Source organism: Bacillus aerolatus, assembly GCF_009183655.1.
Classification (GTDB): Bacteria; Bacillota; Bacilli; order Bacillales; family Domibacillaceae; genus Pseudobacillus; species Pseudobacillus aerolatus.
The window spans coordinates 1-16,751 of sequence record NZ_WEIO01000003.1 but is presented as its reverse complement, the minus strand read 5'-3'; the positions used below and the strand labels follow the sequence as shown (position 1 = coordinate 16,751).

At 42.6% G+C, this 16,751-nt stretch carries 11 protein-coding genes, 1 pseudogene and 1 riboswitch; of the genes and pseudogenes, 8 read left to right on the top strand and 4 right to left on the bottom strand.

Annotated elements, in window-relative coordinates:
• The first annotated feature begins 80 nt into the window (after window positions 1–80).
• The 3 genes from F9802_RS06245 (at window position 81) to F9802_RS06235 (ending at window position 4,413) form a co-directional block, all read left to right on the top strand.
• On the top strand, window positions 81–1,448 hold the full coding sequence (locus tag F9802_RS06245; protein WP_152150315.1) for a sigma-54 interaction domain-containing protein: 1,368 nt from the start codon (window positions 81–83) through the stop codon (window positions 1,446–1,448).
• 199 nt (window positions 1,449–1,647) lie between these two features.
• Complete coding sequence (locus F9802_RS06240; protein ID WP_152150314.1) at window positions 1,648–3,117, top strand: sodium:solute symporter family protein; 1,470 nt, start codon at window positions 1,648–1,650, stop codon at window positions 3,115–3,117.
• A gap of 51 nt (window positions 3,118–3,168) precedes the next feature.
• Window positions 3,169–4,413: a Zn-dependent hydrolase gene (locus F9802_RS06235; protein ID WP_152150313.1), complete on the top strand. Its 1,245-nt coding sequence runs from the start codon at window positions 3,169–3,171 to the stop codon at window positions 4,411–4,413.
• Window positions 4,414–4,549: 136 nt separating this feature from the next.
• On the opposite strand, the gene F9802_RS06230 is transcribed toward F9802_RS06235, so the two are convergent.
• Window positions 4,550–5,821, bottom strand: a complete 1,272-nt coding sequence (locus F9802_RS06230) for an S-layer homology domain-containing protein (RefSeq protein WP_152150312.1) — start codon at window positions 5,819–5,821, stop codon at window positions 4,550–4,552.
• Window positions 5,822–6,302: 481 nt separating this feature from the next.
• On the opposite strand from F9802_RS06230, the gene F9802_RS06225 reads away from it, so the two are divergent.
• A complete protein-coding gene (locus tag F9802_RS06225; protein ID WP_152150311.1) occupies window positions 6,303–9,323 on the top strand; it encodes a DUF6359 domain-containing protein in 3,021 nt (1,006 codons plus the stop codon).
• Between the two features lie 133 nt (window positions 9,324–9,456).
• On the opposite strand, the gene F9802_RS06220 is transcribed toward F9802_RS06225, so the two are convergent.
• Complete coding sequence (locus tag F9802_RS06220) at window positions 9,457–11,124, bottom strand: amidohydrolase (protein ID WP_152150310.1); 1,668 nt, start codon at window positions 11,122–11,124, stop codon at window positions 9,457–9,459.
• A 14-nt stretch (window positions 11,125–11,138) separates the two neighbouring features.
• Window positions 11,139–12,602 carry a sodium:solute symporter family protein gene (locus tag F9802_RS06215; protein ID WP_152150309.1) on the bottom strand — a complete coding sequence of 488 codons (1,464 nt, stop codon included), beginning with the start codon at window positions 12,600–12,602 and terminating at the stop codon, window positions 11,139–11,141.
• A 574-nt stretch (window positions 12,603–13,176) separates the two neighbouring features.
• Window positions 13,177–13,262, top strand: a riboswitch (cyclic di-GMP riboswitch).
• Between the two features lie 15 nt (window positions 13,263–13,277).
• Between F9802_RS06215 and F9802_RS06210 the strand changes: the two genes are divergently transcribed.
• Window positions 13,278–13,418, top strand: a complete 141-nt coding sequence (locus F9802_RS06210; RefSeq protein WP_152150308.1) for an anti-repressor SinI family protein — start codon at window positions 13,278–13,280, stop codon at window positions 13,416–13,418.
• A 229-nt stretch (window positions 13,419–13,647) separates the two neighbouring features.
• Here the strand turns inward: F9802_RS06210 and F9802_RS06205 are convergent, their stop codons facing one another.
• Window positions 13,648–13,974, bottom strand: a complete 327-nt coding sequence (locus F9802_RS06205; protein ID WP_152150307.1) for a helix-turn-helix domain-containing protein — start codon at window positions 13,972–13,974, stop codon at window positions 13,648–13,650.
• Between the two features lie 500 nt (window positions 13,975–14,474).
• Here F9802_RS06205 and F9802_RS06200 point away from each other — a divergent pair, with 500 nt between their 5' ends.
• The 3 genes and pseudogenes from F9802_RS06200 to F9802_RS06190 form a co-directional block, all read left to right on the top strand.
• A complete protein-coding gene (locus F9802_RS06200; RefSeq protein WP_152150306.1) occupies window positions 14,475–15,500 on the top strand; it encodes an NAD(P)/FAD-dependent oxidoreductase in 1,026 nt (341 codons plus the stop codon).
• Between the two features lie 244 nt (window positions 15,501–15,744).
• Window positions 15,745–15,993: a ferredoxin gene (locus tag F9802_RS06195; protein ID WP_152150305.1), complete on the top strand. Its 249-nt coding sequence runs from the start codon at window positions 15,745–15,747 to the stop codon at window positions 15,991–15,993.
• 156 nt (window positions 15,994–16,149) lie between these two features.
• Window positions 16,150–16,751 (top strand): annotated as a pseudogene (locus tag F9802_RS06190) (urocanate hydratase); the annotation flags it as partial.

Here is a 16,751-nt window from a genome sequence, read left to right as displayed (position 1 = left end):
AGTTTACGGAGCTGTCAAAGTCAACACATCTTCCATGTATAATAAAAAGAAAGGGGACGATCTATGCGAGGAGGAAAACAATGAATAGAGAGATTGAGCGGCTTCTGGAAACGAATCAGGAATTGGAGAATATCTTTGAGTATTCATTTGAAGGAATCTTAGTAACCGATGCCGATGCGAATATTATTAGAGTAAATAATGTAAGCGCTTCTTTTATGCAGCTGACGAAAGAAGAAATTTTGCGCACGAATGTGAAAGTTCTAGAGGAAAAAGGCATCTTCTCGCCATCTGCGGTATTAAGAGTACTTAAAGTCGGCCATCCAGTTGAAATGATTCAAAGAGCAATAGGCGGGCGTTACGTGTACGTCCGTGCAAAGCCGGTCTATGACACGAACGGAAAATTAAACCGCGTCATCTCTTTTACGAGAGATTTAACAGAGCTAATGATGCTTAAGAAACAACTAGAGGAAACGGAAGATGAACTCAATCAGTATAAGCGGGATCTTCATGAACAAATGAGCATTGAAGGCATCATTTCAAACAGTGAGAGGATGAAAGCGGTGCTTCATATGGTGAGAAAGGTTGCAGCAGTAAACAGCCATGTCCTTCTTCTCGGTGAAACGGGCGTTGGCAAAAGTATTATCGCCAAAGCTATTCACCAACTAAGCGAAAGAGAAAAGGAGCCGTTTTATGTCGTTAACTGCGCGGCGCTGCCTGAATCGCTGATTGAAGTAGAATTGTTCGGCTATGAAGGCGGCATGTTCACTGGAGCAGAACGGGGAGGAAAAAAAGGGCTGTTTGAAATAGCAAATGGCGGAACCTTATTTCTCGATGAAATCGGCGAGCTTCCTATTCATCTGCAGGCCAAGCTGCTGCATGTTCTGCAGGAAAAGCAATTCCGTCCTGTCGGCGGCACTGAGCAGTTGGATATTAACGTCCGAATGATTACGGCGACAAACCGGGACTTAAAAGAAATGGTTGACAAAGGGTTGTTCCGGGAGGATTTGTATTACCGGCTAAACATTTTTCCCATTACGATCCCTGTGCTCAGGGAAAGAAGGGAAGACATTATTCCGCTCGCTCATTACTTTCTTCATCAACACAACACCGCTTATAACAAACAAGTACGATTATCACCAAAAGTGTTGGAAACCTTTTTATCGTACGGATGGGAAGGAAACGTTAGAGAACTGCAAAACTTAATTGAGCGTCTCGTTGTCATGGCGGATCATTCCGTGATTGGAATGATAGATTTACCTGAACATATATGTGCATCTTCCTCTGTAAAAAACAATACTACGCTAAAAGAAATTCTTGCTGAAGTCGAAAAATCTATTATTTTAGAAGTGTATGAAAAGGACCCATCTTCCTATAAAGTCGCTGAAAAGCTTGGAATCAGCCAAACAGCAGCCACACGTAAAATTAAAAAGTATGTACATGGCAAATAATCGCAAATGACTAATTTTATTAGTTTGATAATTTAGAATATTATGAGATTAGGAGTGGTATTTACAGTCTTAAAGAATGATTCAGCCATCCAGACATAGACAGCCTTTTTTAAGCCAAATTAGTGCTAGTAAAATAACTGTGTTTTCTAGTGGTGCAGCAGCGGGCCGCCTTCGGTTTAAAAAAATAAGGAGGCAATTTATGAGCTGGTATGTAAGCTATATCGTCATTTATTTCATTTTTATGTTCGCCATGGGGGTTTACTATTTTTTTAAAATAAAAACGTACGATGAATACTTAATTGGCGGCTGGAGTGTCGGTTATTGGCCGATTGTTGGCACAATCGTGAGTACTTGGTGCGGAGCAGCCGTATTTATTGGCTGGGTTGGAATGGGTTTTGCTGTGGGGCTCTCGGGGTTTTTTAAATTCGCACTGCCGGGGATTGCCTTTAGTATTTTGCTTATCTTTGTTTTTGCCGCACCGTTAAGAAGACAAAAACTTTACACATTGGCAGACTTATTTAGTGAAAGGTTTGGTGGAAAAGCCGGCATCGTTCCATCTATTCTTTCAGCGTTTATTTATTCGGTTCCGACATTGGCGCTGCAAATTGTGGGGATGTCGACCATTTTCAAAATTGCGCTGGGCATAGAGCTTGGCCTCGGTATCTTTTTATCGTTTGCGCTGATTTTAGGGTTCACCATTTTGGGAGGCTTGCCAGCCGCGATTGTCACTGATGCGATTCAAGCGTTTATCTTGCTGGCGGGAATTGGGATATTGTTTGCCGCAAGTGTTGTGTATGGCGGCGGCTTTGGGAACATTATCGAAAAGACACAAATAGAATACTTGTCCCCTGTAGGTCCGTCAGGGTTAAATGAAGTTCTTTTATTCGCCTTATCTGTCGGCCCCTTTTACCTCGTCTGGCAATCAACTTGGCAGCGGGTGTTTGCATCTGAAAGTGAGAAAGTAGCGAAAAAAGCTTGTATTACAGGGTTTTTAATTGCTGGAGCCATCTCGATTTTACCTTTTTGTATCGGGATCATTGCCCGCCAGTTTGCTCCGGCAGACATAAGACCTGACTTGTTATTTTCCTATGTTACTGTCGAGTTGCTGCCGCCCGCTGTTGGCGGAATTGTCCTAGTCGGTTTGCTTGCGGCATTAATGACAGGAGCCGATTCCTTTATTTTGCAAGGGAGCTCCAATTTAACGAGAGATCTGTACTCCCGCCTCGTGAATCCGAATGCGAATGAAAAACAACTTATGGCGACAGCACGCTGGACAGTAGTGATTATCTCCGTTTTAGGCCTGATTGTCGCTTATGCTATGACGGATATTGTTACCTTGTATCAGTGGGCATTGAGGTTATCCGCTACGGTTATGATCTTTCCGTTTTTAGCTGTCATGTTTTGGAGAAGAACAACTAAAAAAGGTGTAGTGTGGAGCATGGTATTGTCAGCCATTGCTACTCTCGGCTGGCCATATTTGGCGATCGGCATCGACCACACCGTATTTGGCTTTTTAGTATCGATCATCAGTCTTGTCGGCATTAGTTTAATTACGCAACATGATAAAACGGAACAAGTCAGGGCTGTTTATTGGGAAGATTTAGATTCAGCAAATAGTGATGATGAAAAAATCATTGTTCCCCCTGACAGCAACAGTATTTCATCGTAATAAAGGCAATGAATTAGAAGCAAATCATTATTTCATATGGGAGGCAGAAAAATGATTCACACAGACAATAAAAATATGATCAATATTAATCGGTTAAAATCGCGCATGCTGGAAATGGCTCAAATCGGAAAGACAGCTAAAGGCGGTGTGACAAGGCTTGCGCTTTCCGAGGAAGATAAAGAAGCGAGAAAGCTATTCATTCAATGGATGCAGGAGTTAGGCATGGAAACGAGGGTCGATGATGTCGGTAATATTTATGGGCGGCTTGAGGGAAAAGATCGTCAGGCGCCGGTTGTGATGACGGGTTCCCACTTGGATACCGTTCCAAAAGGCGGGAAATTTGATGGAGTGTTAGGGGTTTTAGCTGCCTTGGAAGCGATGGAAACAATAAGAGAACGCGGGATTGAGCACACCCATCCAATTGAAATTGTTTCGTTTACGAACGAAGAGGGAGCACGCTTTGCCCCGCAAATGTTAGGAAGCGGTGTAGTAACAGGAAAGTTTTCCAAAGAATATGTTTATGAGCGGGAAGATGCGGATGGGTTTCATTTTAAAAATGAATTACAAAAAATTGGTTTTCTTGGAGAAGAAAAAGATCGTGCCCGGCATATAGCCGCTTTTCTTGAGTTACACATTGAACAAGGGCCTATACTGGAAGCGGAAAATCTATCGATCGGCATTGTTGAAGGGGTGGCCGGATTTTCCTGGATGGAAGTGAAGTTATCCGGTCAATCCGACCATTCTGGTTCCACGCCAATGACGATGCGGAAAGACTCTCTTGTTGCAGCGTCAGCCATCATTCAAGAAATAAGCAAATGGGCTGCTAATAAAAAGGACGGGACAGTGGCTACAGTAGGCCGCATTCGTACAACTCCTGGTATTATTAATGCGGTGCCAGGGCAAACCATTTTCTCGGTAGATATTCGCCATCCAGAAGCCGATCAGCTGGATCAATATAAAGAAGAATTAAAACAGTTTATTCAAGACATGGCAGCAAAAGAGGCAATCGATTGTTCAATCAATGAAATAGGATCAAACCGTCCTGTCCGCTTTTCATCTAACATAATTCATGTGTTAAATGATATTTGCCAAGAAGATCAACTGCCATATAAACGAATGATCAGCGGCGCCGGGCATGACGCGATGTATATAAATCAAATAGCAGATACGGCTATGCTCTTTGTTCCAAGCGTGAATGGCAAAAGTCACTGTGAAGAAGAAGCAACTTCCTGGAAAGACATTGAAAAGGGAGTGTCTGTCCTTTACAAAGCGCTATGCCGTCTTGCAAGCGAATGAACACGATAGAAGAAAAAAGAAAGAGCTATTGCAAAACGGTTTGTGAAGAAGAAACATCTTCTTAAAAATAACAATAGAAAACACCCGGAGAGTTAATTAATCACTTCTCTCCGGGTGTTTTGCTTTATCGGTTATTTTAGGCAGCGGTTTTCAAGCTTTCTAATATTCGGTAAATCGTTATTGAAAACTCCGCTCTTGTGATTGGATTGTTCGGGTGAAAGGAATTGTCGTTTGATCCAATCATCACTTTATTTGTTACTACGGCATCAATTTCTTTTTTCGCCCAGAAGTCAGCCGGCACATCTTTGAAATTTGTTGGCCCCGCAGCTTCAAGCTTATAGATCACTGACAAAAGACGTGCCATCTGTGCTCTTGTCAGCTGTTGATTCGGATTGAATCTCGAAGCTTTTGCGAAAACTCCTGCTTCCGTCAATTTAGCGATAGCATCATACGCTTTCACGTTTGGAGAGATGTCTTTAAACCCTGGATTTTTCGGAGATTCAGGGAGGTTCGGCACAATTTTCGCCAAAACAATCGCTGTCTCTGCACGTGTAATATTCCGGCCGGGCTCAAAAGTTCCATCCGGTTTGCCGGATAAAATGCCGGCGTTCGCTAATGCTAAAATGGCTTGGCGTGCCTCCGAACTTTCCGGAAGATCACTAAATCGGTCCGCTGAATGATAGACCTTGAAGAAAGCATCCGCCATTACTTGATAGCCTGCAGCATTCGGGTGAACATCTTGAGGGTTCTCTACATAAGCCGCTCCATTTTTATCAAATTCCTGGACAGAAACAAAGGCTGCTCCGTTGTATGTGGCTGCACCTTCTATCAATTGGTTTAACTGTAGAGACAGCATCTTTGCCTGTTCTTTCTCTTCTCCTTCAGGAAAGTGAGGGAAAGGAAAGTAATACCCCATGACATAAACTTGAGCCTTTGGGTTCAGCCTTTTCAATTGGCTAGTAATTGCCGTTAAGTTCTGTTGCAGTGTTAACATTACTTGTTGTACTTCAGCTAAGTCGTAAACAATTTTGCTCGTAGCCGGGTCAATTTTAATCACCTTAAATAAATCGTTGGCACCCGCAGATAACGTGACAATCTCAGCTTGTTTGACTGCTTGTTGAACTTTTTGATTTTTCAGTGAATTTAATGCGTCCGTTGTGGTTGCTCCACTAGCGCTGTACTCTTTCGTAAAAGAACCGAGTTTTCCGTCTGTACGAAGCTTTTCAGCGATCATATCTGCATAACCCGCACCAATCTTTTTGTACGGATCCTGTCCTGCTGCCAGCGAGTCACCAAGAGCAACATAGTCAAGCTTTGTTTCAACTGCCTCGGCTGTTGCCGGTGAAAGAAACGCGGTTACAAAAAGAATAACACTCAACAAACTAGCAAAAATTTTTTTCCTCCCCATAAATAACCTCCCGAAAATAAGATAATAGAAGTAATAGGTATATGTAGGATACTAGGTCTATTATAACAGCATTCGAGTTCTTTATGCTCATTTATTTTCTAAGGGGGCAGCTCGCTGCGTAATGATGCGTTACAGTCCAAAAGGAAACACAGTCAAAACAATAAGCGAAATGATCTCCTCCTAAGTACACAGTTAAAATCAACCCACATATTGTATAATTTGGATGAGGATTTTTCTGGAAGCGATATTTCCAAAACGCGCAAGAATAAGCATTAGAGAACCAAGTTAACAAAACTTTTACTCTAGCTACAAATAAATTTTACTGATTATTAATAAAATTCTGCTTTACTAGTTTAGTAGGGAGATAAGAAGCAGCAGTACGACAAGAAGGTGATTTCAGTAAGCGAGGCCTTTTAGTTCAAACTTTTATTAATAGATAACTTATTGCAATGAGAAAAAGAAAAGAAAAGGAGAGGAAGAAATGAAGAAAAAGAATGTTGGAAAGTTATTTAATGCTGCTTTAATGTTCATTTTACTCATCAGCCTACTTTCACCGTTATCTGCAAGCCATTCAAAAGCAGCTGAAATCCATACGGTTGCACAGGCGATGGCTCAAAACAGCGGACAAGCCACGGTGGAAGGGTATATTGTTGGTTATACGAAAAGCGGGCCATCGTATCAATTTACCGGTCCTTTCGTTGATGATACGAATATTGCGATCGCTGATTCCGCCAATGAAAAGGATAAAAGCAAGATTATGCCTGTCCAGTTGAAAACCCCAGCTGGGAATCGCACCACATTTGGCTTGAAAACGAACCCGGAGAACATTGGGGAAAAGGTTCAGATTACAGGGGAACTTGGCGCGTATTTTGGTGCGCCATCGTTTAAAAAAGACACGGCCTTAACGATTGAATTTGTATCAAGTGAAGATCCAGGCACTAACCCCGAAGAGCCGGGAGAAGATCCGGCTGAAGTTGTTTCAATCGCGGAAGCACGTGCTCAGGAAACAGGCACGGTTACGACAAAAGGAGTCGTGACAGCGAAGTTAAAAAATACGATTCACATTCAAGATGAAACAGCGGCCATCGCCGTCCGTCCGGCTTCATTGGATGTTCAGCCAGGCGATGAAATCACTGTCACCGGATCATTAAAGCAATATCAGAATTTGCTTCAAATCGATCCGGCTGTTTTAGTAAATAACGAAGGAAATGTCGGCCTTCCTTCCCCTAAGCAACTTGCGGGAAGCGAATTAAATGAAGAAAATGAATCGAAACTGGCAACCGTCAAAGACGTCACGATTGAAAGTGCAGAGCAAGGATCCGGCTGGGTGAATTACACGGCTGCAGACGGTACAAATTTTATCGTTCGTGACGAGACAGCTGCACTGAATATTGCTGTCGGAACGACTTATGACTCCATTACCGGAATTGTGCAGCAGTTTGGAGAAAAGTATCAAATCATTCCGCGCGGGGAAGCGGATATTGTGGCTGATGCGACTGCTGTTCAGTCTGTATTTGCTTCGCCAGAAGAAGGACTCATCGCTGCCGGAACGAAAGTAACATTGGAAACGGCAACTGAAGGAGCGGACATTTTTTATACGACTACTGGAGAAGGCCCGGTTCAACACGGCCGCTTATATCAAGAACCGATCACAGTGGACCGAAACATGACGGTCAAAGTATTTGCTAAAAAAGAAGGTTTGACACAAACGGAAGTAAAAGAATTCCAATATAAAGTGTTCGATCCGGAAGAAGGGCTGCAAATTCATGACATTCAAGGTGATTCTCATGAATCTCCGTTAAAAGGAGAGATTGTCACGAATATAGAAGGGATTGTTACGTACACGTATAAAATCGGCAGCGGGAATTATTTTCACATTCAAACACCTGACGATCAAATAGATGACAATCCGAAAACGTCAGAAGCTCTCATTGTTTATACTGGTAAAGCGACGGATACTGCCATTGGAGATAAAGTCCGCATTAGCGGGAAAGTTGATGAATATCATATTGACGGCTACAATAACTCAAAAAGAGAAACGGACTTATCGATTACACAAATAAACGCGCGTGACGATCAAGGCGGCAAAGTCGAGAAGGCAGCAAGTGGTGAGAAGCTGCCCCGCCCAATTGTCATCGGCAAAAACTTGCCGACAAAAGTGATAGATAATGACAGTTTCAAAGAGTTTGATCCTGAAGAAGATGCGATTGATTTTTGGGAAAGCATTGAAGGTATGCGTGTTGAAGTTGGAGACATGAAAGCGGTGGCTCCTCAAGAACACGGCGATCTCATCGTCGTTCAGAAAAAGGCTAAAACTGACACAGTCAACGGCGGGGTGCGTTTAACTGAAGACAATCAGCATCCGGAAAGAATCCAATTTAAATTGTTTCCTAACAATGAAGCACGAAACTTTGACGTAGCAACGGGAGATTTATTCAACGGTACCGTGGCGGGCGTAGTGAATTATGGCTTCCAAAATTACAAAATCTATGCGGACTTAGCGGATTTACAGGCAGCCTTTAAAAAAGGAAAAGCCAAGCCGGAAACAACCAAGCTCGGACAAGCGAAGAAAAAGTTAACGATTGCGTCTTATAATCTGGAGAACTTCTCAAATAATAAAGCGAGTAATGAAACGCCTGATTCAAAAGCCGAAAAGCTTGCGCGCGCTTTTGCGAAAGATATGAAAAGCCCGGACATTATTGGAGTAACGGAAGTACAAGATAATAACGGGCAAGCAGCGGGCGATTCCGATGCTTCCGAGAGCTATGAGCGCTTAATTGCGGCCATCGAAAAAGCGGGTGGTCCAGCATACGAATACGTCAATATTAATCCTGAAAATAACAAAGATGGCGGAGCGCCAAATGCAAACATTCGTGTCGGCTTTCTTTATAATCCGGAGCGCGTTTCTCTTACGAAAGGACCACAGCCTGGAAGCGCCGCACAGCCGGTCGATTATAAAGACGGGAAGCTGACGTATAACCCGGGCCGCATCGATCCGAACAATGATGCATTTAACAATAGCCGCAAACCGCTGGCTGCACAATTTGATTTTCAAGGTGAGAGTGTCATCGTCATTGCCAATCATTTTAACTCAAAGTCAGGAGACACACCTTTATTTGGTTCCACACAGCCTCCTGTTTACGGAAGTGAAGCGCAGCGCCACCAAATGGCACAAATCGTCAATGATTTCGTGGAAAATATTAAAACAGAAAATAAACAGGCGAACGTCGTTGTCCTTGGTGATTTAAATGACTTCGAATTTTCCCGCACATTGGAGATTTTAAAAGGAAATGAACTAGTTAATATGATCGACAAAGTTAAGGAAAAAGAACGCTACACTTACTTATTCCAAGGGAACTCACAAGTGCTTGACCACATCTTAGTTTCTAACAACCTGGCTAAGTCAACAAAGGCGGACATTGTCCACATTAACGCCGACTTTACAGACATGGCTGGGCGTGCGAGTGATCATGACCCGGTGTTAGTTGAAATTAAGTTTTAAGGGACGGCCGCTGACACTCCCCAAATATTGCAGAAGGAGAGCCGCTTGGCTCTCCTTCTGTTAAATTATTAATGAGAAAAAACATTCTTCTGGTGGGACCCGGTTAACACAGCAGAAGCCTGCTTGTTTTTCCCTACCGGAGCGTGACGGGCACCGCACTATTTTCCCAAACAACTTTCCCGTCAATGATGGTCGCTGCTACTGAAATGTCTTTTATGTCTTCAGGCGGGCACGTTAACGGGTCTTGGGCCAACACAGCGAAGTCAGCTTTTTTGCCCACTTCAATTGTTCCTTTTTCGTTTTCTTCGAAGTTTAGTTTTGCTCCGTAAATGGTCATTGATTTCAGCGCGGTTAGCACGTCTATTTTTTGATTTTCTCCCAGAACATTGCCTTTGCTCGTTAACCGATTTGCGGCTGCCCATACAGAGAAGAGGGGAGAAATCGGCGTGATCGGACAATCGGAATGCAGTGTAAATAGTAAATCCAAGTCAACAGCTTCGGCTAATGGGTTCAACCGAGATGCCCGCTCTGGTCCTAGAAAGATGTCGCGGTGCCGCTCTCCCCAATAGTAAACGTGGTTAATAAAGAAGGAAGCGGCAATACCGAGTTGTTTCATTGTTTGCAAATCTTCAAAGCTTGCAGTTTGCACATGTTCGATCCGGTGGCGATGGTCGTCTCGCGGACTGCTTTTTATTGCGTTTCCAAGCGCTTCGATGTTGGACTCAATGGCCCGGTCGCCGTTGCCATGAATGGCAATGCGGAAGCCTCTATTATGCAAATCCAAGAGTTCTTCATTGAACGCTTGTTGTTCGTTCAACAGTTCGCCGATTTTGGAGGAGTCGCTATAATAAGGTTTTCTGAGCGCCGCTGTGTAGCCTTGAATGGAACCGTCTTGAAAATGTTTGGCGCTGTCGAGCTGAGCCTTGTTATTTGACTTGCGTTTTAATTCAACTTGAAGCCCTTCCGCAGTATAATTGGCAAATGGTCCGTCTTCATTCAGCAAGTGATTCATAATCATCAATCTCATATTCATCGGGTTTCTGCCGGAATTAATTGCGGCTAAATGGGCATCGAGTTCAGCGATTCCTTTATCGAGTCCAACCCCGGCATCTGTGCACGTTGTGATGCCTTGAGCCAAGTACACTTGCGCTCCTTTAGCGATGTTCTCGATATTTTCCTCTTCGCTTGGAACAGGTAAAGCTGGAATGATTTTTTCTAGTGCCGGAATTTCGTGAATGACGCCGTCCAGCTTTCCTGCCTTATCCCGGCCAAAAAAGCCACCTGGCGGATCTTGTGTTTCTTCTGTCAGTCCGGCCAGTTCCAATGCTTTTGAGTTCACTGTGGCGAAGTGACCGGAAATGTGTCTAATGAAAACAGGATGGTTGGGGGACACTTGATCAAAATCTGCTCTCATTGGATGTCTTTTTTCTTCCAGTAATGTATCGTCATATCCCCAGCCCATAATCCAATTTCCCGGCGGCGTCTGTTCCGCTTTTTCCCTGACTTTTTGTAAAATATCTTCTATATTGCTGTTGAGAGGGGAACGGCAATCGATAAAATTTAACATTTCTCCATACATAAGCAAATGGCTATGTGTATCGATGAAGCCCGGGAGAAGAGTGGCCCCGTTTAAATCTATTTCCTGTGTACGGGAGTCAATAATATATCCCTGTATGTCAGGTTCTGATTCAGAGCAGATTTTCACAATCTTTCCGGCCGATACTAACAGTGACTTTGCAGCCGTATTTTTTTCATCTAAAGTAACGATATTTGCATTTTTTATAATGAGGTCAATGTTCATCTTGAGGCTCCTTTTTAAATAATATTTGTTTGTTCAGTTTCGGACTCTTCTGCCCCTCTATTACTGGCGGAAGGGAGGTCTTCCCAGAATACGGCTTTGATCGTTTCGCTAGGTGAGTGTTTTGTAAACAGACTAACAATGACTACTGTCGCAATGGACACGATAAAGCCTGGTATGACTTGATCAATGTTTGTTCCGAAAAACGGCCAAATGATCGTCGCTAAGCAAGCAGCAATCATGCTGGAGATGATTCCGGTGTTCGTTGTTCTTCTCCAGAACATAATCGCCAAAAACGGAAAGACGAGCGTTGTAGCTGATATTCTTAGTGCCCATTGGTACATGCTGATAATGTCAGTCATAAAATAAGCGAAAATTAAGGCGAGTACGGAAATAACAACAACGCTTAACCGGGCGACAAACATCATTTGTTTCTCAGATGCTTTCGGATTGAACAGGCGGAAATACAAGTCTTGTGTAATGTTCGAGCTTCCTTGCAGAATAAAGGAATCGGCGCCGGTCATTAGAGCGGATAAAAGGCCGACGATGACGATGCCGCCAATGGCTGGAGTAAGTAGTTCGACAGTGATGTGGGAGAAAATTAAATCAGGATGTATATCGGCAGGGACGAACTGACGGGCCGTCACTCCGATGCTGAAAGGCAATACAGATATGCCTAAAGTAATGACGTGTCCGATCAAACCTGCTTGAATCGCTATTTTTTCTGTTTTCGAAGCGAAAATGCGCTGCCACGTGGACTGCCATATTAAATAAAATGGGGCAACCGACAAGGCAAACATGAGCACTTCGTTTAAACCGCCGGCTCCTAAAGGAGTTAAATAATCACGCGGCGTGCTTTCAATGACATGGGCAAGTCCACCGCCAAATTTTAAGGTAACGAATGCGAGCACGAAAATTCCGACGATCAAAATGACACTTTGAATGGCATCAGTAACGATTGTAGCAACAAGGCCTCCAAGAATGGTGAAACCTAAAATTAAGGCGAATGACAAAGCGATTCCTATTTTAGGATCGATATTAAACACGATGCTAAATACAGTACTCATTCCGACTATTTGAAGAGCGGTCGTCGGGACCGAGTAAATGAAAGCGGAGAGGATAGAAGGAATGATACCGGTTTTTGAACCGAAACGCTCACTGAATAGGTCAGCTAACGTATACAGCCTTTGTCTTCTTAACGGCTTGCTGAAAACGGCGACGAGAAGCATGCTCGTTAAATAAGCAGGGAGAGCAAATTTGAAAAAGCCTGATACTCCAACGGTGAACCCCATGCCAATCCAGCCGATAAACACAGCGGCACCGCAGTTCGTACTAATAATCGTACCGACAATGTTCCAAAAGCCCATATTCCAACCGGCAATTAAATAAGAATCCGACGTTTTTACTTTAGTAAAATAGTAAAATCCTACAGCGAACATAAATAGGAAATAAATTAAAATATAGCTCAAATACCACGCCATTGTTTTCCCTCCAAACTATTATCATTTTGCCGCATGAGAGTAGATCATAGATGAAGAGCTGAGATTAAAAAGCGTTCACAATTGATTTGAGTCTGAGGTGCTGAACTAGGATAGGAGCTCCTTTCTGTTTTTAATTTGGCTAACACGTTATGATGACCTGATGACTTTAAATTTATACAAGCTTAACATTGGTATTCTAAATATTCAATCAATTGATCCGCGCGCACTTATTGCGCTATTTCATAAGAGTTATTCCGAATTTAAATTAATACTGGGATTATTTGTTCTTATCTTACAGATCGACTATATTAACCAAATGCAATTATGACAAAAAAGGCAGAGGAACGATTCGTTTAGAAAAGGGGAGTTTGTTGTCCAGCTTCGTCGAAAGAAAGCGAAAAGAGTTTGACGAAAGTTATGTGAAAGCGTGAAAGGATATGGTACAATTTGACTATTAAAGTACTGTGAATAAATTAGTGTATTCTCTATTAGTCAACTACTCGACACTTAACTAACGGTTGAGGTGGGAGACTTCTGTTCGGAAAGTCTATTAAACTGGGATCAAATGTGAAACTTATGAAAAAGGCAAACTTATTGAAAAGTAAGGGCGCAAAGTTACAGGTCTAAGGTGTGGTTTGCTATGATGGCTGAGCTGCCTATATTAGGGGGATATTTATGGCTGAAGGTCTATTGCTGGATCAAGAGTGGGTGGCCTTAATCAAAGAAGCTAAAAATTTAGGTATATCAATCGAGGAAATCAGGGAGTTTTTGCAGAGCGGAAAAATGAATTTGGGGAATTTCGAGTCCGATGTATAAAATTTCCTGAAAAAGCGCAGCTGCGGCATTTGTCTTAGTTAAATTTTCAAAAAACCATTTAGTGTTAGTGGGAGAGAAATGAAGTCGCAGCAGGATTAATTTTGCGAATTTAAGGAGCGTACATAAAATAGGTAATATTAAATTGGAGCAGGCCTAGTATTGCCCATTACCTTATCTTTTCAGGACTCCTCCACTTGAAAAAAGTAAGCAGGAGAAGTCCAAGTGAAAATTATTTATTAGATTTTTGCCACTTTTGAAACTCAAGAAATTGCTTGAATTGCTCTTTGCTAATTCCTGACTCCATCGCTTCTTTAGCAAGTTCGAGCCATTCTGTATCAATTTCATCCTCTTTACTGTTATTCTCGTTAATTAACTTCTCAACATTTACATCTAACACAGCAGATATTTTATGTAGAAATTGGATAGAAGGGTTTAATTGTAATTGTCGTTCAACCGAAGAAATATACGATTTCGCTACTCCTGCACGGTTAGCTAATTCGGTCAATGATAAACCTTTTTTCATCCTAAGTTCCCGGATTCGTTCACCTATAGTCATTTTTCTCACCCTTAGAATGTACTCAAAAATAATCAATCGACCTTATTTTACCACAACCAATAATAAAAGGACAAAAAATTGAAAAAGTGCCTATCAGCCAAGGAGAATCTGTAATTTTGACAATTCAGCACCTGCTCATGAACTGCCGCCTTATATGAACACGCACATTTTTCTCAACTCCTGCACAAGTATTGAAGAAAAGAAAAAGCGCTGTTGTAAACGGGTTTGCGACGAAGCCGTTTCACTACACAAGTAACAACAGAAAACCTAGAGAGCCAATTTATCTTGGCTCTCTTTTTCATCGACAAAAACCGGGGAGTGACAGGCACCGCTCATATGTTTTTTTGTTATATTGTGAATATTTTTTACTTAGGCACTGAAAGCCCTTAGTTTTTTGTGAAAGATGATGTATAAATAATTTAAAGTATTGCAGAGAAGAGTATTTTATAGGCTGAATGTTTTGAAACAAGAGACTTTGCATCTCACAAGGAGTGAATGGAATGCCCCAAAACGAAAAAGTGTTTGACGTGACAATTATAGGCGGAGGGCCCGTCGGTTTATTTACTGCTTTTTATGCAGGGATGAGACAAATGTCTTGCAAAATCATCGAGAGTCTTCCGCAGCTTGGCGGGCAGCTGTCCGCGCTTTATCCTGAAAAATACATTTACGATGTAGCTGGCTTTCCGAAAGTGAGAGCGCAGGAGCTTGTGGATAATTTAAAAGAGCAAATGGATCAATTCAACCCGACTGTGTGCCTGGAAGAAGCGGTGCAGGAAATCGAGAAGCAGGCAGATGGCGTGTTTAAAATGACAACGAATGCCGGCACTCATTTTACGAAAACGATCGTGATTACTGCTGGCAACGGAGCCTTCCAGCCGAGAAAGCTGGAGCTTGCAGGATCGGAAAAATACGAAGGCAAAAACCTTCATTATTTCATTAATGATTTAAATCAGTTTGCGGGGAAAAAGGTACAAGTATTCGGCGGCGGCGACTCGGCGGTTGACTGGGCGCTTATGCTAGAGCCGATTGCAGAAAAAGTAACGATCGCTCACCGCCGCGATAAATTCCGCGCACATGAGCACAGCGTGGAAACGATGAAAAATTCTTCTGTGAACATCTTGACGCCGTACGTGCCGACGGAATTAATCGGAGAAGACCGGATTGAGCAAGTCGTACTCGAAGAAGTAAAAGGCACACAAAAAGAAGTCGTTGATGTGGATGATGTCGTCGTTACTTACGGTTTTGTTTCTTCCCTCGGCCCGATTAAAAACTGGGGCCTTGAAATTGAGAAAAACAGCATCGTTGTCAATTCCCGCATGGAGACAAATATCGAAGGCATTTATGCAGCAGGAGATATTTGTACGTATGAAGGAAAAGTGAAGTTAATCGCCAGCGGATTTGGTGAAGCACCGACTGCCATTAGCAATGCGAAAGTATATATTGATCCAAAAGCGAAGGTACAGCCGCTTCATAGTACGAGTGTAATGGGAGAGAGTGACAAAAAAGAAGCAGCCGTTCATTCCTAATTTCTGCTTGATTATGATACAAAATAAACTTCACCCTTTGAAGGTGTGTGATGCCGAAATGTAAGCTTGTAGATAAAGAGCCTTGCAGAGCTTGCGGAAAATGTAGTTCCACTGCAGCGCGAAAGGTTCAACCACTTCATAGTACTGGCATAGCAGAAGGCGCAGAGAAAAAGAAATAGTAGTGAACTCTTAATTCAGCTTCATTAAGCTGTAAAATAAACTTGATTTTTTGGAGGTGCAAGAGGTGGCAAAATATACGATTGTGGATAAAGAAACTTGCATAGCTTGTGGAGCATGCGGTAGCACCGCTCCGGAAGTCTTTGATTACGATGAAAATGGTCTTTCATTTGTCATGCTTGATAATAATCAAGGTACAGCTGAAGTTCCTGATGACCTTTTCTATGATTTAGAAGATGCTAGCCTCGGCTGTCCGACTGAATCTATTAAAATAGCTGATGAACCTTTCGATGGCGATCCTTTAAAAGCAGGATAAAGCGCTATTTAATCACCATGAAACAATTCGTAAACAAGAAGTTGAAAAATAAAAAGTGAGAAATTAAACATAAAAACATCATCAAATTATAATAAATTATTGCAATTTTCAGTATAAAATGAAACTAACACTAACACAAATAGGAGGCAGGAAGAAATGAGTGCAACTACACAAAATCGAGTAAAACGTTACAGAGGAACAGAACTAAACACAAAAGGCTGGCAGCAAGAAGCTGTCCTTCGCATGTTGATGAATAACTTAGATCCCGAGGTAGCTGAGCATCCAGAAAAGCTCGTCGTCTACGGAGGCATCGGAAAAGCGGCCCGTAACTGGGAATCTTTCGACGCGATTGTGGAAACGTTAAAAAACCTTGAAGAAGATGAAACGCTGCTCGTTCAATCAGGAAAGCCAGTCGTTGTCTTTAAAACACATAAGGATGCGCCGCGTGCGTTAATCGCCAATTCAAATATTGTTCCAGCTTATGCTAACTGGGATACGTTCCATGAATTGGATCAAAAAGGCCTCATGATGTACGGCCAAATGACAGCGGGAAGCTGGATTTATATTGGTTCTCAAGGAATTGTACAAGGGACGTATGAAACGTTCGCGGAGCTTGCGAAGCAGCATTTCAACGGCACACTCAAGAACACGATCACTCTTACAGCGGGCCTTGGCGGTATGGGTGGTGCACAGCCGCTTGCGGTGACGATGAATGGCGGTGTCGTAATTGGTATTGACGTCGATGAAACGAGAATTGA